This window comes from Flavobacterium sp. (assembly GCF_027483985.1).
GTDB lineage: Bacteria > Bacteroidota > Bacteroidia > Flavobacteriales > Flavobacteriaceae > Flavobacterium.
The window spans coordinates 22,232-43,048 of the sequence record NZ_JAIXTJ010000052.1 but is presented as its reverse complement, the minus strand read 5'-3'; the positions used below and the strand labels follow the sequence as shown (position 1 = coordinate 43,048).

The following is a 20,817-nucleotide window of genomic DNA, read 5'->3' as shown; positions in this document are numbered from 1 at the left end:
TAAATTTGTGAATCAATTTTATTATTTATGACACAAATCACCCTAAATATTCCTGATAACGAATTAGGTTTCTTTTTGAAGCTAATAGAAAAATTTAATTATGAGCCGTTAATTAATGACTTTTCTGTTAATCAAGAAATGAAAGATTTGTTGGACGAAAGAAGAAACTCATCTGAAAAAGAGGATTACCTTGCTTGGGAAGAAGTTAAAAAGCAAATTCGTTTTAGTTCGAAATAATGAATTATAAAATTGTTATTGAACCTAGAGCATTGCTTGATATTCAAGATGCAGTTGATTACTACGATTATAAGCAAATTGGTTTAGGAGAATATTTTTATACTACTTTAGAAGAGCATATCGAAGTTTTAAAAATAAATCCTTTGTTTCAAGTTCGATATAAAGATTACCACGGTTATCCAATCAAGAAGTTTCCTTTTATAATTTTCTATTTTGTCGATGAAAAAATCAAGACTGTTTATAAAATCTCGGTTTTTAATACTTTTTTAAATCCAAATAAATATCCAAAATAACAAGCTAAAATAAAACGATCAAAGAAATTAAACTTTGTAACTTTGTTTTTTTAATAATAAATAATGCAATCCGTAATTTCGTGAAATTTCCGTATTAAAGTAATTCGTGAAAATTCGTGCAATTCGTGTCTAAACAAACTAAAATATAATGAGCCAAGAAATTAGAAACCTTGAACCAAAAGCACTTTGGAACAAGTTTGCCGACCTAAACGCAGTACCACGTCCATCTAAAAAAGAAGAGCGTGTAATTGAGTTTATGAAAAACTTCGGAACCAGTTTAGGATTAGAAACTTTTGAAGATGAAATCCGCAATGTAATCATCCGTAAACCTGCAACTCCAGGAATGGAAAACCGCAAAACCGTTGTCCTTCAAGGTCATTTAGATATGGTGCATCAAAAAAATAATGATACCGTTTTTGACTTTGATACTCAAGGAATCGATATGTATGTTGATGGTGATTGGGTACGTGCACGTGGCACAACACTTGGTGCCGATAATGGTCTAGGTGTAGCTATGATTATGGCAATTTTAGAAAGTAAAGATATTGCTCATCCGGCAATTGAAGCGCTTTTTACTATTGATGAAGAAACCGGAATGACAGGAGCTTTAAATCTTAAAGGAGGCATTTTAAAAGGAGAAATTCTTTTAAATATGGATACCGAAGAAGACGATGAAATCGGTATTGGTTGTGCTGGAGGAATAGATGTTACTGCTAATAGAAGTTATAATGAAGAAGAAACTCCTGATGGTTCTGTTGGATATACAATCACTGTAAAAGGTTTAAATGGTGGTCATTCTGGAATGGATATCCACAAAGGTTTGGGCAACGCCAACAAAATTATGAACCGTTTATTATTTGACGGATTTGAAAATTTTGGTCTTCAAATTGCTGAAATCTCTGGCGGAAGTTTGCGCAATGCAATTCCGCGTGAAAGTAATGCCAAAGTGATCGTTGCGTCGATGTATGATGAGGCTTTTGTTTTTGACATGCAAGAAATTATTGGTGATATCAAAGCCGAGTTTAAAACAATGGAACCTAACTTGACTATAGAAATCGTGAAAAGTGATTTGCCTACTAAAGTTATGGATTTGGGAGTTCAAGAAGGATTCATTCGCGGAATTTATGCTGCTCATAATGGCGTTTATCGAATGAGTGCTGATATTCCTGATTTGGTTGAAACTTCTAATAATATTGCTCGTGTCATAGTTAAAGATGGTGAAATTACGATTCAAAATTTAACGCGTTCCTCAGTTGAAAGTTCTAAATATGATTTAGCAAATGCTTTGCGTTCTACTTATGAGTTATTTGGTTGTGAGGTAACACTTGGAGGAAGTTATCCAGGTTGGACACCTAATGTTAATTCAGAAATCTTAGATTTGTTAGTCAATATTTATGAAAAACAAAATGCTGCAAAACCTAAAGTTGCCGCTTGTCACGCAGGTTTAGAATGTGGAATTTTAGGAACCAACTATCCTGATATGGATATGATTTCTTTTGGTCCGACAATTCTTGGTGCACACAGTCCAGATGAAAGAGCAAGTATTTCGTCTTCACAGAAATTTTGGAATTTTGTAATTGAAATTTTGAAGAATATACCAGAAAGAAAATAAGTAGTAAATCTTTTTATAAAATAATCAACCTCGTTTAAAAATAAACGAGGTTTTTTTATGAAAATTAGTCAAATAGTATATAATTTTAATACGAATTTACGTTATATCAAAAATCACTGATCCAATGAAAAAAATGCTGCTTTTAGGAATGCTTTCGATACTTCTATTTTCGTGTAAAAATGAAAATAAAATTGAAAATGTAGAGCGGGCTTTTTATTATTGGAAGGCAAGTGATTGGCGACTAGAGCAAAAATCAGATTCTATTTTGAAATCTACTAATGCTAAAAAATTATATGTCAAATTTTTTGAAGTAGAGCACAACGAATTGATGGGTAATATTCCGTTTTCAAAAAATAGAATGCGTATTTATGATACTGTTGTTGAAATTATTCCCACAGTTTTTATCAAAAATGAAGTTTTTTTGAAAAGCAGTTTTAAAGATTTAGATTTACTTGCCGACAATATTAATTTTCTAATCAATAAATACAAAACAGAAGACTTTGAAAAAAGGGTTGTGGTTAAAGAATTTCAGATGGATTGTGATTGGACTATTAAATCTAAAGACAATTATTTTTATTTTTTAAAAAAGCTAAAAACAATTTCTTCTAAAGAGATTAGTTGCACTTTGCGTTTGTATCCATATAAGTATCGCGATAAAATGGGCATTCCACCAGTTGATAAGGTCACTTTAATGTGTTATAACCTATTAAATCCGTTAGAAAGTCCGGAGCAAAATTCAATTTTAGATGTTGAGGAATTGTCCAAATATTTGACCGATGTTTCTAAATATCCTTTGCATGTTGATGTTGCGCTTCCAATATATTCTTGGATGCAATTATACCAAAACAATCAGTTTCAAAACGTAATGTATAGTAATCACGAGTATCTAATAAAGAAGATGAAAAAGATAGATGATTTATGGTATGAAGTTACTGAAGATGTACAGGTAGATGATAACTACATTAGAGTTGGTGACAAAATTAAGTACGAACAAGTAACCAAAGGAACCATTGATAAAGCCATATCTTTATTAAAGAAAAATATAGATTTTGAGGCAACAACAACAGTAACTTTATTTCATTTAGACGAAGCACCGCTTCAACAATATACCAATGAAGAAATTAATAGTATTTATACTTCTTTTAGTAAATAGTTTATCATTTGCTTGCGGGTTTTACCCTTACGGTGAAGATATTAGAATGCGATTTTTAGACAGCAATCATTTTAATTGTCAATCGTTTGATGGTTTTCATTATTCCTCTAATTATTATTATGATGCATCTTCTTTAAACGAGGAAAAGGCTATCCAACCCAATGATAAACTTTGGTTTGAATACTGCAAAGGAAAAGTATCTCTTGATGCTATTATCGAAGCCGTTTACAAAATTGAAAGTCAAAAGTTTAGCAAAAATAATGCTAATAAATTGATTCAGTTTTTATACCAACAAAATGATTTTGAAGCCATTAATTATTTAAAATTTGCAAAATCTTGTGAAGTTGCAAACATGTTTTATAGTGATCCTTGGGAACGAGCAGAAACTATTGAAATTAAAATAGTTAGAAATAAAGTAAGTGAGGCTTTAAAACTTGCAGAGAAAACTAAAAATGGAGAATTAAAACTGCGTTATAAATTTTTAGCAATTCGATTGGCATTTTATGGAGGTTTGAAACAAGATGTGATTGCAATTTATAACACGATTTCTAATAAAAACCCAAATAGCATTAATTATTGGTGCATGCATTTTAGAGCGATGGTCGAACAAGACAAATCGTTGCAAAACTTTTATACTGCTCAGGTTTTTGCGAATGCTAGCGATAAAAGATTTCCTATTTATTCTTATTATGATAGAGAGATTCCTCTAAATGATGTTTTAAAATACGCTAAAACGAATAGTGAAAAAGCCAATATTTATGCATTTGCCGCAACCAAAAAGTATGATAAGGCACTGAATTATCTTAAAAAAGCATTTGAATTAAACCCGAAATCTGATTTTAATATTTTTATTCTTTTGAGAGAAATCAATAAAATTGAAGATTGGGTTTTTACCCCTTATTATACCAATTTCAATCCTTCAATTTCGGAAGAAGATTATTGGAATAATGATAACGTTTTTTCATACAAGGCACTCGAAAAACGAATTAATAGTGATAGAAAATATGCCGATGAGTTATTAAATTTTCTGAACTCTATAAGTTTGAAAAATGATAAAATTGAGGTTTGCAAAGCCCAATTATCATTTATTGCTCAAAAGTATGAAAGCAGTTTAATTATAATAAATAATTTAGAAAAAAAACTTAGCGAAAAAGACAGCTTATTACATGATGTTCAAATTATTAAAGCATTGAATCTTACCGCAAGACAAGCAAAAAATAAGGCAGTTATTACCAATGAAGTGAAATCCATTTTATTGAAAAATAAGAATCATAACAGGTTTTTATTTGCAATAGCTCGTGAGTTAGAATATCTCGGAAACACTACAGATGCAGCATTTTTATTTTCTAAAGTAAATGATGTAGATAAAAATGGTTATTATGATGATTACGGACCAAATATATCGTGGAAATCGCGCAAGCACAAACGTGGTTCCTACCGCGATTATTTTTATGACTATTTTGGTTATGTAGATGTGCTTTACACGCCTAAACAATTAGAAAGTATAATTAATAAGTCAAAAGTAGAAAAGGATGATTCCGAATTTGATAAATGGTTAAAAGCCAGAATGATTCGTGAAAAATCTTCTCTATATGACTTATTAGGAACAAAATACATTCGTAGGAATAAGCTCTATAAAGCATTAGAATCTTTCAAAAAAGTTGATGAAAAATACTGGAATGACTATTATTCTAATTGGAATATCAATAGCAGTGGAAGTAATAGTTTTGATAAAAATCCATTTTTTGCATTTAACTACACACCCGATTTTATAAAAAATAAAGAGACTTTTTATGTAACCAAAGTTTCATACACTCAAAAGTTGATTGAATATTTAAATAAAGCTAAAAATCCTAAGGAAAAAAATAGAGATTATTATTATTTTATAATCGCCAACGGTTATAAAAATATGACCATTAACGGAAATTCGTGGATGATGCGTCGCTACAGTGTTTCTAGCTATGATGTTGAACCGTTTCCGGAAGATGAAGCTGAATTTCAAAACGGTTATTTATCTAAAAAGTTCTATCGATTAGCCTATAAATATTCTAAAACTAAAAAGTTTAAAGCGCTTTGCTTGTGGCTCGCTGAAGATTATAAAAAGCTAAAGCGCCTTCAAGAAAGTGAATATTACGATTTGTCTAATAAAAATTGTAATGCATTCGAAGAGTATTTCAATGCAAGAAGATAAAAATTTTACCTCGTTTAGAAATTGACGAGGTTTTTTTATAAAATCAAATTTCTTCTGAAATCACTCGGAGAAATACCAGTTTCTTTTTTGAAAAGTTTGGCGAAATAGGAGTAGTTTTCGAAATTAAGTTCGTCGGCAATTTGGCTAATCGCTTTGTTTTGGTCGATCAATAGGCGTTTGGCTTCTAGAATAATACGTTCTGTAATTAGTTGTGTAGCCGTTTTATTGAGAATGGTTTTGCAAATTCTGTTCAGATGTTTCAAAGTAATGCTCATTTTAGAAGCATAAAAAGAAGGCGATTTTTCAGATTTGAAATTAGTATCAATTAACTTTTCAAATTGATTTATTTTGTGATTATAAATCGGTGTTTTGTGATTGTTTTCGGGTGAATATTTTCTCGAAATTTGAATGTTTATAAGGTCTAGCAAATTTAAAATTGCTTCCTTCTGTTTAGAATTAACCGTTTCACTTTCTTTTTTCATCAAGTTAAAATAAACTTCTATTTCTTTGAGTTCTTCTTCGTTGTAAAACAATTCAGGATTTGACTTTGCTGATTGGTAAAAGGAGTAGTCTTCAATTTTCTTGTTTCCAAAATATAAATTATAGGTTTCTTGCGAGAAAAAAACAATGTATCCGTCACTGTCACCAGATAATTTCCAATTATGAATTTGTCCTGGTTGCAACATAAAAAGGCTGCCTCTTTTTACTTCGTAAGAATCAAAATCTATTTCGTGAATTCCTGTTCCGTGAGTGAATAATACTAACAAATAAAAGTTATGGCGGTGCGGTTTTTCAATAAAATTATGCTCTTTTAAATGATTTTTAAAAGAGTTGATGTACAAATTACTATTAGCAATGTTGTAATTGAAATTAGAAATGCCATAAATAGGAAGTTTGCTCATTTTTATAAAATGTCCTTTTTGTGTTAGTCATTGCGAATTTACAAAATATATACAGACCAAATCTTTAGTACCTTTACAAAAAAATAGAAGTTATGTTTTCAACGCTGTTAAACATTTTTAAAAATAGATGTCCCAACTGTAAAAAGGGAAAAGTTTTTGCCGATAAAAGTTTCTTTTTTAGTGTAGGATTTCCAAAAATGAATACTTATTGTAGTCATTGTAATTACAAATTTGAAAAGGAACCAGGTTATTTTTTTGGCGCAATGTTCGTTAATTATGCGATAACTGTCGGACAAGCCTTGATTACTTTTTTTATTGCTTCGCGGTTTTTTGATAAATTTTTTGACGCACGAATTTTATTCATCATCGGATTTGTAATTTTGGCCTTAAGTTTTTTTAATATTAGATTATCGCGAATGATTTGGATTTATGCCTTTAAGAATTATTCAAAGTAGCATTTTTAATTCTTTTTTTCAAAAATCAATTGATGATTTTTAATCAGGTTTTGACTTTTCTTTTGGATAGAAATGGGAAGTTTTTTCCAATTTTCATCATTTTCAATGTAATATTTATCTCCTTCATTTCCTGATGGATAATAAGAGGTTGCTTTGCTTTTTTCGATGTTTTTATTGTTAAAAGTGTACACAATTTGTTTGTAAGGTTTGGCGTCTAAACCATCGCTATTTCCAAAATAGGACAAATAAAATTCAGGAATTCCGTCTTTATTTTCATCTGAAATAGAGCAATTTGGATAATCAAATTCAGGCCAATACACCACATTTCCGAAATCTTGGAATTTAGCTTTTTGAATAATTCCGCCGTGATCGTGTGCTACAATTAATGCAAATGAATTGTGCTCGCTATAGTTTATAGTATCAACAACTTTCATTGTTGCAATTTGATATGGATTAGAATCGTCAGTTAATTTCCAAGTTTTTGTTTTAAAATCAAATACTTCAGAAACACTGGTGTTTTCATACTCAAGAATCCTTGAAAGTTTGAAAATTTGTTTTTTAAAAATAAAATCAAAAGTACCATAAGCACTTTCGCAATGTACAATCATCGTTGTTTTGCCGAACGTTTTATAATCATAATTGTATTCTAATTCTTCAAATTGCTGATTGAATTGCAAAGAATCTTTAGGGTAGAAGTAGTTTACTTTTAGACTTTTAGGTTGTCCAAAGGAAGCATTAAAAACCAAAAAACTAAGAAAAGTAAAAAGATGTTTTTTCATAAATCAGTTTTAATTTCCAGCAATCGGGCTACCAAAAAGTCCAACAGCAAGTTCTGCCCACAGTAAGAATAACAAAATTAAAATAATTCCAGAAATAAGTAGTTGATGCTTTGTAGTTTTTACTTTTTGTAAAACCAGTTCAATTACTAAACTCGTTCCAAAAAGTAATAGGCCAGCCAAAACAAAATCCATAACCGACCAATTGACTTCATTAGTGAATTGCATCGCTACCAATGGAATTAGTAATAGTAGCAATACTATGGAAAGTAGAAGAAGAATGGTTTTTGGTTTTGGGATCATATAAATTGATGTGTTTTTAATATTAATTTTAAACTAAGACTAAAAATTTTTACAGATCATCATCCGTGAAACAACCTTTTCTTGGAAGAACATACCTTAATTGAAACGCTTCTGTTAGTCTTAAAAAATCTACAATAATTGTTTTATTAAAAATGCTATCGTCAACATTTTCATAAGTATTTGAATTTATAAACTTGAGATAAAGTTTAAATTTGGTATTAATGGAATCACGAGTTTTTATAAGTTTTATTCTGTTTTTATCGCCAATTTGATGAGGGAAGTTTTTTATTACAGTGGCTATTTTACTCATCGAGTCATAATTCTTTTTTAAATATTCTGCTTTAGTTGATTTGTAAGCAGCACTAGCATCAATTGCTTTGTTCACTTCCTCTAAGTTCTTTTCATAGGTTTCTAATTGATAATAGAGCAGTTTGTTATTATTTTTATCCTCGCAAGATGCTAAAACAAGGCAGAAAAGGCATAAAGTGACGAATTTCATAATGATAACTATATTATTTCAAAAAAATGTAAGTTGGATTTGTTAGAAGTATTGTCAACAAATATACCAAAAAAAAGCTCCAATTTAAATCGGAGCTTTTCAACTTTAAACAAAAATTAATATCAATAATGGTACAATTAATCCAGCTAATGCTAGTTTCCAACCTCGTTTCTTGAAGGTGAATTTTCCTGCAGGAATCATAATGGCTCCTGTGAAAGCAATTGTTATTAATGATAATCCAAAAATATCGCTGTAATAAATCCACCAATTAGAGGTTGATTTGTGCAATTTCATTGTTTGACTAATGATTGGTGTTTTCATAAAAGTTACGATTTCACCTTTGCCTGACTTCAAATCTAGTTCGACATCATTTTTTTCAAATGATATTTTCAATACATCATCCTTTACTTTGTGTCGTCTTATTTTATCTTCAATGCCTAATTTTTTTCCTAATTCTTCTGCATATTTCTCGGTGATTTCGGTCTCTTTAGGAATAGATACAGATATCGCTTTAGTTTGAACGGTATATTTTTCAGGATGCCATACTTCTCGATGGTTCATCAATATTCCTGAAAAGGCAAAGGAAATAATTAATCCGATGTAAAAATAGCCTAAATCGCGGTGTAAGTTTCTTGCTTTTAATGGTGAAATCATAGTTTTAAAATTTATATCTTAATGAAGTTAATATTTGTCGTGGTGCAATTGGATTAACACTGTAATTTTCGTGTACAGTATAATTCAATTCATTTGTTATGTTCGATAATTTGCATAATAACGAAAATTGGTTCCAATTATATCCTACAGATAAATCAATTGTCGTATAATCTGTCAATGGTATTTCTCTGTCGTTTATTGTTGTAACAAATGTTGTTGGATTGACAACTACTTGATTGTTCCAACCGCCAACACGTTTTCCGATGTAATTAGCAATTGCTCCAAAAGAAACACCTTTTATTTTTCCATTTGGTACCGTATAGAAAAAACTTAAATTAGCCGTATTTGCCGGTGTTCTTACCAATCTATCGCCAACTATAAAACTTCCGTTTGTGCCAGAGGTTTTTGTATAGCGCATATCGTTGTAGCTGTAACCTGCGTTGATGTTCAATCCTTCAATTGGTCTTGCTGTAATGTCAATTTCAATTCCTTTACTTTTAGTTTCACCGCTCAAAATTTTAATTGTGGTATCGGTATTGATAGAACCATCGGCCTTAAATTCGGCTGTTTGTGCTAAATTATCATTTGTTATTTGATAGAAAGTAACATTCGCACTAAGTAATCCTTTCCAGAAATCATTTTTTATTCCGAATTCATATTGGGCAATAATCGATGGATCTAAAACCGAACCAGTAACTGTAGTACCAGTATTTGGTGTGAACGAATCAGAATAACTTGCAAATAACGACGTATTTCTTGTTGGTTGATAAACTACACCTACTTTAGGTGAAAAGGCAACATCTTTTTGTTTAACGCCATCTGTGGTTGTATTTGGTGACACTGCTAAATTGGTAGTTACCGGTTGTGATTCTTGCCAAGACCAACGAATTCCCGCTAGTATTTTAAATTTTGAAGTCAATGAGATTAAATCTTGAGCATATATTCCTAATCGGTTAGTGGTTGTTTCAACAATTCTAGTTGCAGTACTTTCAGGAATTCCGCTGCCTTGATTGAAATTGTCAAAATCATAAATATTGCCGCTTCCATAAGTTGTAGGATTGAAGACATAAGTAAATGCTTTTGCAAACGAATTTTCATAATCAATTCCTGTAAACAATTGGTGTTTTATTTTACCTGTATTGAAATTTCCTTGTAAACTTAGTTGTTCTGCAACAATGGTTTCTTCATTTCTATTTTGCGCTAACGGACGATTCCAATTGCCATTAGCAGCAGGTTGAATGCGCTCCGTTCCTTTAGATTTTCTCGTATAATCTTGAAAAGAACTATTGAAGTTTAATTTCCAATTGGTATTGAATTCGTGTTTTAATAATGACGAAACCGTTGTTTGTTTGGTTTGTCCGTTTGACCAAGTTGCTCCCATATATAGGTCACGTGGCAAATTGATAATGTTTTTTCCGATAATAGCGGTTCCAAAATCGGGTGTCCAATCATCATTTAAATAATCACCTTGCAAAAGAAGTTCTGTTTTTTTATTGATAACAAATAAGAAAGATGGATTAAAATAGTAACGTTCTTTTTTGACTACATTTCTAAAACTTTCAGAGTTTTCATATGATCCATTGAATCTATATGCAATTGATTTATTAAGCGGACCATAAAAATCAACCGATGGTTTGTAAAAATTATAGCTGCCGGCTTGCATTGCAATTTCGCCTCCTTTTGTAAATGACGGCGCTTTGGTTACCATATTTAAAATTCCACCTGGCGCAACATTACCGAATAGTAGCGCTGATCCACCTTTTAAAATTTCTACTTTTTCTAAGGAAGAAACCTCAGGAATCGAACCACTATTTAGTCGAAAACCATTTTTAAAAATATTGTTTGCCGACATATCATATCCTCTTGAGAATAATGATTCTTGAGCACCACCACGAGTAGAACCTACATAAACTCCATTCGCATTTCTAATAACATCACTCAATCTAACCGATTGTTGTTGCTCAATTATTGTATTACTAATAACTTGAAAACTTTGTGGTAAATCCATTGGCTTAATACCTGAACGAGCTACTGATGGAGTTTTTTGTTGTTTGTTAGAAATAATTACTTCTTGTAATAACTCACGTTTTTTGCCTTTTACAGTATCATTCAAGGCATAATATTCTTCATTAGTAACTGTTTCTTGTGAGAAACTTGTGATACTAATTAGTAGTATGAAGATCGAAAGTAGTTTGTGTTTTTTCATTTATTTAGATTTAATAAAAATAATATTTTTTGATGCGGCAAATATAATTACGTTTTTTAAATACACAAAACTTATTTAGACTAAATATAAATAATTAACATTTGATGTGATTTAAGTCGTTGATATGCTTAAAAATAGATACAAAAAAAAAACTTGCTGTGGAGCAAGTTTTAAAGCATTTGGAATTACTAACAGATTACTTTATCTTTTTCAAAGGATAACTTTCTGAGGAGATTTTTCCGTTTTGTTTTCCTGATATTTTTGCGGTTAAAGTATTATTTTTGGTTAACTTATATTCAATTTTTTGAGGAAAGTCGTGCTTTGGATTTTCAAAAACAAGTAGACTATCTTCATCCTTTGTCATTTGAAATGGTATTGGTAAATTGTTGTTTTCTCCTTTAACCGTTGCAGTGTAGATTAAATGTTCGCCGTTTTGCATTAACTCTACTTGTTCATTATGAATGGTGTCTTTTTCGTTCTGAATGTAGTAGGATAGTCCTATAAATGTGCTGTCGTCCAAACGTTCCCAAATTTCTCTAAGAGTTCCTAAACTGTCTTTTTTCTCCCATTCGCCAAGCATCCAATTGGCTTTTTCTAGTTCTTCATAGTCTTTAATTATGTTTCCTTTGGCGTCATATTTATTGCATGACACCGAAACAATTAACATTGCAACTACTACAGAAAAACAGATTTTTTTCATCCTATAAAATTTAATACTACAATATTATAAAAAAACTACCAACTGAACACTGCCAACTGAACACTATTTACTATTTTTGCACTCCAAAATATAGATTATAATGTTAGAAAGACTTCAATACGTAAAACAACGTTTCGACGAAATATCAGATTTGATCATACAACCTGATGTTATTTCCGATCAAAAACGCTATGTGCAATTAAATCAAGAGTATAAAGGACTTAAAGATTTGATGGAAAAGCGTGAAGAATTGATTAATGTTACAGGAAATATAGAAGAAGCTAACGAAATTATTGCCGATGGTTCGGATGCTGAAATGGTTGAAATGGCCAAAATGCAACTGGATGAAGCTAAAGAGCGTTTGCCACAACTTGAAGAAGAAATCAAATTCATGTTGATTCCTAAAGACGCCGAAGATGCTAAAAACGTGATGGTGGAAATTCGCGCCGGAACCGGTGGCGATGAAGCTTCTATTTTTGCTGGAGATTTATTCAGAATGTACACTAAATATTGTGAAACGCGCGGTTGGAGAACTTCTGTAGTTGATATGAATGAAGGAACTTCTGGCGGGTTTAAAGAGGTAATCTTTGAAGTTACGGGTGAAGATGTTTATGGTACTTTAAAATTTGAGGCTGGTGTTCACCGCGTTCAACGTGTACCACAAACAGAAACTCAAGGTCGTGTGCATACATCTGCTGCAACAGTTATGGTTTTACCTGAAGCTGAAGAATTTGACGTTCAAATCGATATGAATGATGTGCGAGTTGATTTCTTTTGTTCATCTGGTCCTGGAGGTCAATCGGTAAATACTACTAAATCAGCGGTTCGTTTGACTCACATTCCAACTGGATTGGTGGCACAATGTCAAGATCAAAAATCACAGCATAAAAATAAAGATAAAGCTCTTGAGGTTTTACGTTCACGTTTATACGAACAAGAATTAGCTAAGAAACAAGCAGAAGACGCTACAAAACGTTCTTCTCAAGTAAGTTCGGGCGACCGTTCGGCTAAAATTAGAACTTATAACTACTCACAAGGACGTGTTACTGATCATAGAATTGGTTTAGACGTTTTCGATATGGATGGTGTTATGAACGGAAAAATTCAAAAATTTGTAGACGAGTTACAGTTAGTCAACAATATGGAAAAATTAAAAGAATCAGAAGTTTTTTAATTTTTCTTGAAACAAATAAAAAAAGCAGCCTAGTAAGTAAATATACTTGGCTGCTTTTTAATTTTAAACAAATGTACTAACTAAAAATTATTTTTTAGAATTAGCATTTTCTTCTGATTTTGCTCCCATTCGGTTTACCGTATACATTGGAGCAAACTTCAATTTTAATCCAGCGATTTTTAAATTATCTTTACTTGATAATCCTTGTTTTTCAACTGTATTTTTTCTTGAATCTAGCGCTTCATAAAGCAATTTAATTTCATCCCAATCTTCTCTTGAGTAGCTATCTTTATTCTTTTGAACGGTTGTAACAAATTGTTGATAAACCGAAAGAATATTGTCTTTATTTACCCATTCAAATTTCATATCATCATAAATGAATTGACTTCCAAAAAGATCTTTTTTTCTGTTTAATTCTAGGTTTTTTGCATCTAATTCAACTTTTTTTGCTAAAACACCTTTTTTAAAAGCTTCATATTTTACTGTTACTGACGCAATTCTTTTATTTAATTCAGTAGTATCAGTAAGTTTGTTGATTTCGGTTTTTAACGAAGCGGTTTTTGCGTTGAACTCGTCGTCGATTTCGCTCCACTTAGTTACCACTTCATCAGATGTTATTGCAGCTAATGAATCTACATATTTAACATAACTATCTGTTAGTTTTTCTACCTTTTCTTGTTCTTCATTTTTACACGAAGTCAAAAGTGCTATAACAGCAAGTGCAGCAAATGGTTTAATAAATTTTTTCATTTTTATTTATAGTTTATAGTTTAAAACCGTAGGCTAATCTCAAGGAAACTAATCCTAAACCTTTATCAACCGTATTATCTTTCAAAACTGGAAAGTCATTAAAATGATCATATCTTAAAGAGATATCTATTTTGTTTGTTGCAAAACCAATAGATGGACTTAATAATAATGAAGTTTTATCATAATTATTAGTTACTGCAAAAGCGGCACCAACTTCTCCCATTAAATATAACTTATCTTTTAAAACAAACGCTTTGAAACCAGCTTTAGCAGGAATATATCCAAGGTCATTATCATCTCCAGAAACAAACATATTACTAAAACCAGTTGTTAAAGTTAAGGAATATTTTTTTGATAAATCATATTGTAATCTTGCATCTGCTCCTAAATTAAAATCATAAGGATCATTTGTTGGTAATCCGGCATTAATTCCGATTCCTAAACGAAATCCTTGGTCGTAGTTTTCTTTTTCTTGTGCTACAGCGAAAGAAGAAATTAATGCTACTGCTAGTGTTGCTATAAATGATTTAAGGCTGAATAAATTTTTCATGTATTTTTTATTTTAGTTTATTTTTTTTGACACAAAATTGGTCACTGCATACTGCAAAGCATATCCAGCTACTTTCTTAAATAGATTGGACGAATCACCTATGAGGAATTTTCTTGAGATATATCCAGAAGCGAAACTAGTCACGGTAGTAAGAATATTCGATCTTGTATCGGGTGTGTTAAAATCTTTTAGAGTAGAATTTAACAGATTAACTGGCTTTACAGTTTCAACAAGCGCATCAAGTTGATTTTTTACATCTTGAAATTCTGTTTTTTGTCTTTTTTCAAGAAGTGCGATGGCGTTGTTAAGCTTTTGAGTTGGAGTCAGTATTTTCATCTGTAACGTATTTATTGTGTTCTAAAACTTCATCTAAATCTATTTTGGTTAATAGTTTTATAATAATCATATTACTAAGAGGCGTTTTTATCAACTTATGTCTGTTGTAATAAACTAATATTCCTACTACTAAATAAAAGGTTGAAACTATTAGAAATCCTAAATAATTTTCATTTAGTAATTTACCAATAAAAAGACTGACTCCAATATTTACAAAGAGAGTAAACATTGCAAAAATTATAAAAACAACTATACTTGAAGTTAACGATGAAAGTACATCGGCCGATTTTTCTACAGCATTTAACTTGATAAGATCAATACTTGTATCAGTATATTTTTCTATTTTATCAAAAAGTAAATCTTTATTTTTTGCAAAAGTTTCCATAATTTGTTTTTATAAAATTGACTTATTAATGTCTTTTAAATTTTCAAAATTTGCTTTTTCTTCTTTGATTTTTTGTTCTGCGTCAGCAAGAAGTTCTTGAGCTTCATCTTTGAATCCGTCAACAGAACTTGAAATTTTCTCAGATAATTTAGTAAGTGAATCTTTAAAATTGTCTTTTAAGTCACTTCCTTTATCTGCAATTTTTTTTCTTGTTTCGCTACCTTTAGCAGGAGCAAATAAAATTCCTAAAGCAGCACCAACTGCAACGCCACCAAGGACACCTAATAATACATTGCTATTTTTCATGATTTCGATATTTAATAATTTATATTCCTTTTCCTTTAATTAATCTCAATAGAATTGCAATTACTGCAATAACCAATAAGATATGAATGATGTTTCCTGCACTGTATACAAAGAAGCCAAGTGCCCAAAGTATTACAAGAATTACTGCGACTGTGTAAAGTAAATTTTGCATGATGATATTTTTTTAATTTGATTAATGATTAAAATTTGATAGTTGCATAAACACTTAATGAACTATTTTTTCCTTCTGGGAAGGTATAAGTTTGACCTAAAAATGTTCTTTCTTTTCCGATAGTTTGAAGACCATAGTTATATCTTGCTCCAATTCCGAAACCATCAAAGTCAAAACCCAAACCTGCAGCCAATCCGTAATCAAACTTGTTTAAATCATCATTATTGATTTCTTCCTCAAAATTGAAAGTACCACCATTAGTTTCATTTGAAATTTTAGCATCCACTAAGTAAGCAAAGTAAGGTCCAAAATGAATATTGAAATTTTCAGTTACGTTAGCTCTTAATAAAAGTGGAGCTTCAATATAGTTCAATCTGAATTTTCCTGTACCAGAAGCAAAAGCATTATCATAAGTTACTTCAGCGCCTTTAGTTGAATATAGCAATTCGGGTTGCAATGACAAGCTAGAAGAGATTGGCAATTCTAAAAATATACCAGCATTAAAACCTACTAAAGCGTTTTCATCATCAACATCTTTGGTATACATATTCGAAATGTTTAAACCACCTTTAAATCCAAATGAAGCACCTGTGCTAGTTGATGTTTTTGTGTCCTGAGCATTAACTGACATTGATGTTCCTAATGCTAAAATTACTACTGCTGCGATTTTCTTTAAATTTTTCATAAATTTTAATTTAGTTTGTTTGTTATTTTACTTGATACTTTTTGTAATTTCTTTTTTCTTTTAACTATGTTTTAATTGTATTTTTCTATGATTTTAGAACTAACTACATCATTTTGAGACATAAGTTTGATTGTTCTTTTAGCACTTTCTTCAGAGTTAGTGTAGCCACTTGCAACACCATAAGCAGATTTTACTTCCCAAAAAAAGATGGGTTGATTTACACGGTTGACAATTTCTAACCTTTTTTTCTCACTAATTTTAGTAGGATCTTTATCAATTTCTTTAGTATTGTTTTCTGCAAATGCAAAAGAGGTTATTAATAATGATGCGCTTAAAATAATTTTTTTCATAGCTTCTAATTTTGTTTTATTTTGATATTGCAAAGGACTTATTAATTTAAATTCCATTTGTTATATCATTTTTTTTTCTTGTTATATAATTTTCGGCTTACAGCAATTCAACTACTAAATGCCACTATTTATTTTTTACATTACAAAGTTCAGACGATTGGAGATTATATTCGTTATATCATTTTGAATTATTGTTATAGTATTTTAATTCAATAAATAACAAAACCCTTAAACATTGATCATGTTTAAGGGTTTCGTTTCATTTGATAGTTTTGTTCTATTTTTGGTCCTTACTATCTAGTTTTTCAGTTGTTTTTAATTCAATTGATTCTTTTTCAGCTTCTTGAATAGTTTCGGTTTCAGAAGTTATTTTAATAGTTTGAATAATTTCTGCAAATTCTGATGGTTCAATTGGAGATGCAAATTTGACGGCATAACATTTAGAAAATTCGGCACCAAAATATAGAATCACCGATGAATAATAAACCCAAAGCATTAAAACCACAAAAGAACCTGCAGCTCCATATAAACTGGAGACATTAGATTGTGAGATGTAATAAGATATAATAAATTTACCAAGCATAAATAGTAGTGCCGTTGTAAAGGAAGCAACTCTAACTTGACGCCAGGAAATTTTTGCATCGGGTAGAATTGAAAATATAGAACCAAACAAAAAGGTAATAATTATTGTAGTAATTGTAAAATCTAAAATGGTTACTAAGTAAAAATTAATGGAAGTTAAATCATCAAAGAGAGTGTTTTTAATGTACTCCATAACCACAGAAAAACCCATTGAAACAAGAAGAATAAATCCTAAACTGCCAATTACTCCAAAGGATAGTAATCTAGATTTTAAATACAACCATAGTCCAGATGTTGTTGGTTTTGGTCGAATTCCCCAAATGGTATTTATTGAATCTTGAATTTCAGCAAATACCGATGTTGCTCCAATTATTAATGTTATTATTCCGGTAATAGCGGCAAAATTACTTTTGTTAGAAAGACTCAATCCTTGTACCATTGTTTGCAATTGAGCTGCAGCGTTTTCACCAATAAAATCTTTAGTTTCATTATATAATGCACCTTCAATTGCTTCTCTACTAAAAAAGAAATCAAAAGAATAGAGTATTACAAGCAAAAGTGGCGCCATCGAAAACACTGTTGTATAGGCTAAAGCAGCACTCATTTTAAGGATTTTATGCTCAACAAATCCTTTAAACGTCTCTCTAATTACTTCAAAAAGCGATTTTATTTTTGACATTATTGTAATGCTATATTTTTGAAATTAATTTAATCTCGGTTGCCTTCGTGTTCGATTCCTTCTTTAATATAGTCGTTGATGATTTGTTCTTCGTGTTCAGCAATTTCAATAATTTCATCTTCTTGAATGTCATTTTTATGGTCTATCCAAAACTCAGCCCAGATTGCAAAATGGTCCGAACCAAATGCTTCTAATTTTTTTATACTTTGAACAAATATTTCGGCAGTATGAAAAATATGATCAATTGGAATTCGCAGAAAGAAATATTTTGCGTGAAAAGTTGAAATCAAACCTCTTCCAATTCTCGGATCGATGAGATTTCCTTTTTTCATAAAAAGTGAGGTACTTTTTGCCCAACCAACATTGTTTAAATCACCAATAACTACGGTTGGTTTGTTGATTTCATTTAATCTTAAAGCCACACTAAGTAATTCGCCATCACGTTCTTTAGAATTTACTTCTTCTGTTGGACTTGGCGGTGGAGGATGAACTACAAAAACAACAAAATGATAGCCTTCTTTTAAATGAAAATGTACTTCGAGGCTCGGAATATCATCTGCAACGAAGTAATGTTCTTTGATACCACTTAAAGGAAATTTAGAATACAAATGCATTCCATAAGTGTTCTCAAGTGTAACCTTGTGAGAAAATGGATAGTTGTGTTCTAAAACTCTGTTTGCAATTTCCCAATCTGAATTACTTTCGAGTGTAATAAAAATATCGGGATTATGTTTAGAAATTAGATTTTGAAACTTATCATAATTTTTGTTGTATTGATAGATGTTTGCTGATAAAATACTTATTGTTGATGACGAATCGCTAGATTTTGTTTTAATGGGTAATCGATACAATCGGGTGTATTTTAAAACTGTTATTCCGTGAAATAGTACTATGATCAATAAAAGTGTATGAAAAACAATATCAATTTGGTCATATAGAACAAGACCAATACTACTTAAAATAAGAGTTAAGTAGAAAACATGCACTTTTAAAAAGTCGCCTAATCTAAAAATCCAATGTTGATTATTAAACAATGGTAAAATAGTTAGGATTACTACCAATAAAACTAGGCTGTAGTATACAATCATTTTTTACAAAAAATACTTTACATTTTATTCTTGAATAGGTAGATAAATGCTAAATGTAGCACCAACATTTGGTTCACCTTTGGCAAAAATAAAGCCATAGTGATTATCAACAATTTTTTTGCAAATAGCTAAACCAATTCCAGTGCCGCTGTATTCATCTTTATTGTGAAGTCGGTTAAAAAGCACAAATATTTTTTTTGAATATTGCGGATCGAATCCAATGCCATTATCAGAAAATACAATTTTATAGAATTTCGTTAAATCGTCCATCGGAATTTCAGGTTCATCAGCTGCTCTTATCTCGCTAACTTTAATATCAATTACAGGAGGATCATTTTCTTTGCTGTATTTTAGAGAGTTGTTGATTAGGTTAGTGAATAATTGCTGAATTTGAAAAGGTATAACATTTAATTTAGGCAATGTTTCACTTGTAATTACGGCATTTTTTTCTTCAATAATTTGCGTTAATTCTAGTTTAGAATTTTCTAATAATTCGTTTAAGCAAGTTAGTTCAGTTGCTTTTTCAGATTTATTAGTTCTTGAAAACTGTAATAAATCATCAATTAATAGTCGCATCCTTTCTGATGAATCTTGAATTTTTTGAAGATATTGTTGTCCGCTTTCAGATATAGAATTCATTTCTTTATCAATTAATCGCGAAATGAAAGTTTGAATTTTTCGTAAAGGTTCTTGCAAATCATGGCTGGCAACATAGTTAAAGGCTTGTAGTTCTTTGTTGTTTGCTTCGAGTTCTCTGTTGCGTTCTTCAATAGCTTTATTTGCTACAACTTCGTCGGTAACATCACTTGTGGTTCCGATTAAGACTTTTTCGCCCGATTTATTTGTTACGGTTTTGCCATTTCCTCGTAGGTGTCTCAATTGACCGTCAGCGCGAATTACTCTGTAAGTGAATGGAATCAACTTATCTTGTTTGACCATTTCGGCTGCAATTTGTTGCACATACTCTAAATCTTCTGGATGAATATATTTTAAAAACTCTTCAAGTGAAGCTTTAAATGAATTAGGCTCTACACCAAGCAATCGGTATTCGTTTTCAGAAAAAGTATATTCGTTTGTTTCTAAATTCAAAAACCACGTACCATATTCACCAACTTGTTCGGCCAAATTATTAGACTCATTATTTAAGGCTAGTAGTTCATTGTTTAATCTGGTTTCTTCTAAGTCTCTATTAATTTTAACAAAAGCTAAACTTATGATTGCCATTGTTGTAAATAAAGTGATGTATATTAATGTTGGAGTGCTATCGGTCAAACGATCATTCTTATCATCTCTAACCACTAAAAGTTTTTTTTCTGTAGAAAGCATTTCATTAATTAACTTTGAAATGCGATCCATTATTTGTTTTCCCTGAAGTAAATTTTCTTTTATATTATTTCGGGAAAGTTCTTTGTAATTAGCAACAGCATTATCAACTATTTTGAATTTTTCAAAACTTAATTCCTCAATTTTTTTTATTAGATATTTTTGTCTAGGATTATCTGTAGTCAGCTGTTTGATGTTTTCAATATTATGTTTTATTATAACCTTTGAAAAACCAATTTGCGAAGGAAGTTTCTTATTTTGAGTTAATAAAAAATTTCTCCTTTCGATTTCTAAATCTTTGATGTTGGTATACAATTGCTCGATTTCTAAGGTAACTTTATAGGAATGAGCAACCATATCAGATGATTTTGTAATAGATTCTACATGGCGATAGGTCAACGCAGAGACAAATAGCATTATGAAAATTGCTAAAACAAATACAATTCTGAGAAAAAG

Annotated in this window: 25 protein-coding genes; 7 read left to right on the top strand and 18 right to left on the bottom strand. The window is 30.6% G+C overall.

All coding sequences use genetic code 11. The annotated features are described in order from the left end of the window. Window positions 1-27 precede the first annotated feature (27 nt). The 5 genes from Q0050_RS13625 to Q0050_RS13605 all read left to right on the top strand — a co-directional run bounded on the left by Q0050_RS13625 (window position 28) and on the right by Q0050_RS13605 (window position 5,486). Window positions 28-237 (top strand): hypothetical protein, encoded by a 210-nt coding sequence (locus Q0050_RS13625; protein WP_298396936.1) that lies wholly within the window; start codon window positions 28-30, stop codon window positions 235-237. Further along, a complete protein-coding gene (locus Q0050_RS13620; RefSeq protein ID WP_298396934.1) occupies window positions 237-530 on the top strand; it encodes a type II toxin-antitoxin system RelE/ParE family toxin in 294 nt (97 codons plus the stop codon). The genes Q0050_RS13625 and Q0050_RS13620 overlap by 1 nt, the downstream gene beginning before the upstream one ends. Before the next feature lie 148 nt (window positions 531-678). Further along, window positions 679-2,142 (top strand): aminoacyl-histidine dipeptidase, encoded by a 1,464-nt coding sequence (locus tag Q0050_RS13615; RefSeq protein WP_298396931.1) that lies wholly within the window; start codon window positions 679-681, stop codon window positions 2,140-2,142. Window positions 2,143-2,266: 124 nt separating this feature from the next. Further along, complete coding sequence (locus Q0050_RS13610) at window positions 2,267-3,295, top strand: hypothetical protein (protein ID WP_298396928.1); 1,029 nt, start codon at window positions 2,267-2,269, stop codon at window positions 3,293-3,295. Beyond that, a complete protein-coding gene (locus Q0050_RS13605; RefSeq protein WP_298396925.1) occupies window positions 3,255-5,486 on the top strand; it encodes a hypothetical protein in 2,232 nt (743 codons plus the stop codon). The genes Q0050_RS13610 and Q0050_RS13605 overlap by 41 nt, the downstream gene beginning before the upstream one ends. A 35-nt stretch (window positions 5,487-5,521) precedes the next feature. On the opposite strand, the gene Q0050_RS13600 is transcribed toward Q0050_RS13605, so the two are convergent. Further along, complete coding sequence (locus Q0050_RS13600; protein WP_298396922.1) at window positions 5,522-6,388, bottom strand: AraC family transcriptional regulator; 867 nt, start codon at window positions 6,386-6,388, stop codon at window positions 5,522-5,524. 197 nt (window positions 6,389-6,585) lie between these two features. Here Q0050_RS13600 and Q0050_RS13595 point away from each other — a divergent pair, with 197 nt between their 5' ends. Then, window positions 6,586-6,843 carry a DUF983 domain-containing protein gene (locus Q0050_RS13595; RefSeq protein WP_298396920.1) on the top strand — a complete coding sequence of 86 codons (258 nt, stop codon included), beginning with the start codon at window positions 6,586-6,588 and terminating at the stop codon, window positions 6,841-6,843. A 5-nt stretch (window positions 6,844-6,848) separates the two neighbouring features. Here Q0050_RS13595 and Q0050_RS13590 read toward each other — a convergent pair whose 3' ends face one another. The 6 genes from Q0050_RS13590 to Q0050_RS13565 all read right to left on the bottom strand — a co-directional run bounded on the left by Q0050_RS13590 (window position 6,849) and on the right by Q0050_RS13565 (window position 11,981). Next, window positions 6,849-7,622 (bottom strand): hypothetical protein, encoded by a 774-nt coding sequence (locus tag Q0050_RS13590; protein ID WP_298396918.1) that lies wholly within the window; start codon window positions 7,620-7,622, stop codon window positions 6,849-6,851. 9 nt (window positions 7,623-7,631) lie between these two features. Beyond that, window positions 7,632-7,922 (bottom strand): hypothetical protein, encoded by a 291-nt coding sequence (locus tag Q0050_RS13585; RefSeq protein ID WP_298396915.1) that lies wholly within the window; start codon window positions 7,920-7,922, stop codon window positions 7,632-7,634. Between the two features lie 49 nt (window positions 7,923-7,971). Continuing rightward, window positions 7,972-8,421 (bottom strand): hypothetical protein, encoded by a 450-nt coding sequence (locus Q0050_RS13580; RefSeq protein WP_298396912.1) that lies wholly within the window; start codon window positions 8,419-8,421, stop codon window positions 7,972-7,974. 105 nt (window positions 8,422-8,526) lie between these two features. After that, window positions 8,527-9,075 carry a PepSY-associated TM helix domain-containing protein gene (locus Q0050_RS13575; RefSeq protein ID WP_298396909.1) on the bottom strand — a complete coding sequence of 183 codons (549 nt, stop codon included), beginning with the start codon at window positions 9,073-9,075 and terminating at the stop codon, window positions 8,527-8,529. 4 nt (window positions 9,076-9,079) lie between these two features. Further along, the gene (locus tag Q0050_RS13570) at window positions 9,080-11,281 is read right to left on the bottom strand and encodes a TonB-dependent siderophore receptor (protein ID WP_298396906.1); all 2,202 of its coding nucleotides are present in this window, start codon (window positions 11,279-11,281) and stop codon (window positions 9,080-9,082) included. A gap of 196 nt (window positions 11,282-11,477) precedes the next feature. Next, a complete protein-coding gene (locus Q0050_RS13565) occupies window positions 11,478-11,981 on the bottom strand; it encodes a DUF6265 family protein (protein WP_298396903.1) in 504 nt (167 codons plus the stop codon). A 100-nt stretch (window positions 11,982-12,081) separates the two neighbouring features. Between Q0050_RS13565 and prfA the strand changes: the two genes are divergently transcribed. Beyond that, window positions 12,082-13,155 carry a peptide chain release factor 1 gene (gene prfA, locus Q0050_RS13560; RefSeq protein ID WP_298396900.1) on the top strand — a complete coding sequence of 358 codons (1,074 nt, stop codon included), beginning with the start codon at window positions 12,082-12,084 and terminating at the stop codon, window positions 13,153-13,155. A gap of 87 nt (window positions 13,156-13,242) precedes the next feature. Here the strand turns inward: prfA and Q0050_RS13555 are convergent, their stop codons facing one another. From Q0050_RS13555 to Q0050_RS13505, 11 genes are all read right to left on the bottom strand, one after another. After that, complete coding sequence (locus Q0050_RS13555; protein WP_298396897.1) at window positions 13,243-13,905, bottom strand: DUF6565 domain-containing protein; 663 nt, start codon at window positions 13,903-13,905, stop codon at window positions 13,243-13,245. A 13-nt stretch (window positions 13,906-13,918) separates the two neighbouring features. Continuing rightward, window positions 13,919-14,455, bottom strand: a complete 537-nt coding sequence (locus tag Q0050_RS13550; RefSeq protein WP_298396894.1) for a hypothetical protein — start codon at window positions 14,453-14,455, stop codon at window positions 13,919-13,921. A gap of 12 nt (window positions 14,456-14,467) precedes the next feature. Further along, window positions 14,468-14,791, bottom strand: coding sequence for a hypothetical protein (locus Q0050_RS13545; protein WP_298396891.1), 324 nt, complete (start codon window positions 14,789-14,791; stop codon window positions 14,468-14,470). After that, on the bottom strand, window positions 14,760-15,176 hold the full coding sequence (locus Q0050_RS13540) for a hypothetical protein (protein WP_298396888.1): 417 nt from the start codon (window positions 15,174-15,176) through the stop codon (window positions 14,760-14,762). The genes Q0050_RS13545 and Q0050_RS13540 overlap by 32 nt, the downstream gene beginning before the upstream one ends. A 9-nt stretch (window positions 15,177-15,185) precedes the next feature. Then, on the bottom strand, window positions 15,186-15,482 hold the full coding sequence (locus tag Q0050_RS13535) for a YtxH domain-containing protein (RefSeq protein WP_298396885.1): 297 nt from the start codon (window positions 15,480-15,482) through the stop codon (window positions 15,186-15,188). A gap of 19 nt (window positions 15,483-15,501) precedes the next feature. Next, a complete protein-coding gene (locus Q0050_RS13530) occupies window positions 15,502-15,654 on the bottom strand; it encodes a lmo0937 family membrane protein (RefSeq protein ID WP_298396883.1) in 153 nt (50 codons plus the stop codon). 28 nt (window positions 15,655-15,682) lie between these two features. Next, window positions 15,683-16,339, bottom strand: a complete 657-nt coding sequence (locus Q0050_RS13525) for a porin family protein (protein ID WP_298396880.1) — start codon at window positions 16,337-16,339, stop codon at window positions 15,683-15,685. A 71-nt stretch (window positions 16,340-16,410) separates the two neighbouring features. Then, entirely contained in the window at window positions 16,411-16,689 is a 279-nt protein-coding gene (locus tag Q0050_RS13520) for a hypothetical protein (RefSeq protein ID WP_298396877.1), read from the bottom strand. A gap of 277 nt (window positions 16,690-16,966) precedes the next feature. After that, window positions 16,967-17,950, bottom strand: a complete 984-nt coding sequence (locus tag Q0050_RS13515) for a YihY/virulence factor BrkB family protein (protein ID WP_298396874.1) — start codon at window positions 17,948-17,950, stop codon at window positions 16,967-16,969. 29 nt (window positions 17,951-17,979) lie between these two features. Continuing rightward, on the bottom strand, window positions 17,980-19,038 hold the full coding sequence (locus Q0050_RS13510) for an endonuclease/exonuclease/phosphatase family protein (protein WP_298396871.1): 1,059 nt from the start codon (window positions 19,036-19,038) through the stop codon (window positions 17,980-17,982). 24 nt (window positions 19,039-19,062) lie between these two features. Further along, window positions 19,063-20,778, bottom strand: a complete 1,716-nt coding sequence (locus tag Q0050_RS13505; RefSeq protein ID WP_298396867.1) for a CHASE3 domain-containing protein — start codon at window positions 20,776-20,778, stop codon at window positions 19,063-19,065. Window positions 20,779-20,817 lie beyond the last annotated feature (39 nt).

Bases quoted from the DNA above. Each gene is read 5' to 3' on its own strand.
- Q0050_RS13625 (WP_298396936.1), top strand. From the start codon at position 28: ATGACACAAATCACCCTAAATATTCCTGATAACGAATTAGGTTTCTTT.
- Q0050_RS13620 (WP_298396934.1), top strand. From the start codon at position 237: ATGAATTATAAAATTGTTATTGAACCTAGAGCATTGCTTGATATTCAA.
- Q0050_RS13615 (WP_298396931.1), top strand. From the start codon at position 679: ATGAGCCAAGAAATTAGAAACCTTGAACCAAAAGCACTTTGGAACAAG.
- Q0050_RS13610 (WP_298396928.1), top strand. From the start codon at position 2,267: ATGAAAAAAATGCTGCTTTTAGGAATGCTTTCGATACTTCTATTTTCG.
- Q0050_RS13605 (WP_298396925.1), top strand. From the start codon at position 3,255: ATGAAGAAATTAATAGTATTTATACTTCTTTTAGTAAATAGTTTATCA.
- Q0050_RS13600 (WP_298396922.1), bottom strand. From the start codon at position 6,388: ATGAGCAAACTTCCTATTTATGGCATTTCTAATTTCAATTACAACATT.
- Q0050_RS13595 (WP_298396920.1), top strand. From the start codon at position 6,586: ATGAATACTTATTGTAGTCATTGTAATTACAAATTTGAAAAGGAACCA.
- Q0050_RS13590 (WP_298396918.1), bottom strand. From the start codon at position 7,622: ATGAAAAAACATCTTTTTACTTTTCTTAGTTTTTTGGTTTTTAATGCT.
- Q0050_RS13585 (WP_298396915.1), bottom strand. From the start codon at position 7,922: ATGATCCCAAAACCAAAAACCATTCTTCTTCTACTTTCCATAGTATTG.
- Q0050_RS13580 (WP_298396912.1), bottom strand. From the start codon at position 8,421: ATGAAATTCGTCACTTTATGCCTTTTCTGCCTTGTTTTAGCATCTTGC.
- Q0050_RS13575 (WP_298396909.1), bottom strand. From the start codon at position 9,075: ATGATTTCACCATTAAAAGCAAGAAACTTACACCGCGATTTAGGCTAT.
- Q0050_RS13570 (WP_298396906.1), bottom strand. From the start codon at position 11,281: ATGAAAAAACACAAACTACTTTCGATCTTCATACTACTAATTAGTATC.
- Q0050_RS13565 (WP_298396903.1), bottom strand. From the start codon at position 11,981: ATGAAAAAAATCTGTTTTTCTGTAGTAGTTGCAATGTTAATTGTTTCG.
- prfA (WP_298396900.1), top strand. From the start codon at position 12,082: ATGTTAGAAAGACTTCAATACGTAAAACAACGTTTCGACGAAATATCA.
- Q0050_RS13555 (WP_298396897.1), bottom strand. From the start codon at position 13,905: ATGAAAAAATTTATTAAACCATTTGCTGCACTTGCTGTTATAGCACTT.
- Q0050_RS13550 (WP_298396894.1), bottom strand. From the start codon at position 14,455: ATGAAAAATTTATTCAGCCTTAAATCATTTATAGCAACACTAGCAGTA.
- Q0050_RS13545 (WP_298396891.1), bottom strand. From the start codon at position 14,791: ATGAAAATACTGACTCCAACTCAAAAGCTTAACAACGCCATCGCACTT.
- Q0050_RS13540 (WP_298396888.1), bottom strand. From the start codon at position 15,176: ATGGAAACTTTTGCAAAAAATAAAGATTTACTTTTTGATAAAATAGAA.
- Q0050_RS13535 (WP_298396885.1), bottom strand. From the start codon at position 15,482: ATGAAAAATAGCAATGTATTATTAGGTGTCCTTGGTGGCGTTGCAGTT.
- Q0050_RS13530 (WP_298396883.1), bottom strand. From the start codon at position 15,654: ATGCAAAATTTACTTTACACAGTCGCAGTAATTCTTGTAATACTTTGG.
- Q0050_RS13525 (WP_298396880.1), bottom strand. From the start codon at position 16,339: ATGAAAAATTTAAAGAAAATCGCAGCAGTAGTAATTTTAGCATTAGGA.
- Q0050_RS13520 (WP_298396877.1), bottom strand. From the start codon at position 16,689: ATGAAAAAAATTATTTTAAGCGCATCATTATTAATAACCTCTTTTGCA.
- Q0050_RS13515 (WP_298396874.1), bottom strand. From the start codon at position 17,950: ATGTCAAAAATAAAATCGCTTTTTGAAGTAATTAGAGAGACGTTTAAA.
- Q0050_RS13510 (WP_298396871.1), bottom strand. From the start codon at position 19,038: ATGATTGTATACTACAGCCTAGTTTTATTGGTAGTAATCCTAACTATT.
- Q0050_RS13505 (WP_298396867.1), bottom strand. From the start codon at position 20,778: ATGCTATTTGTCTCTGCGTTGACCTATCGCCATGTAGAATCTATTACA.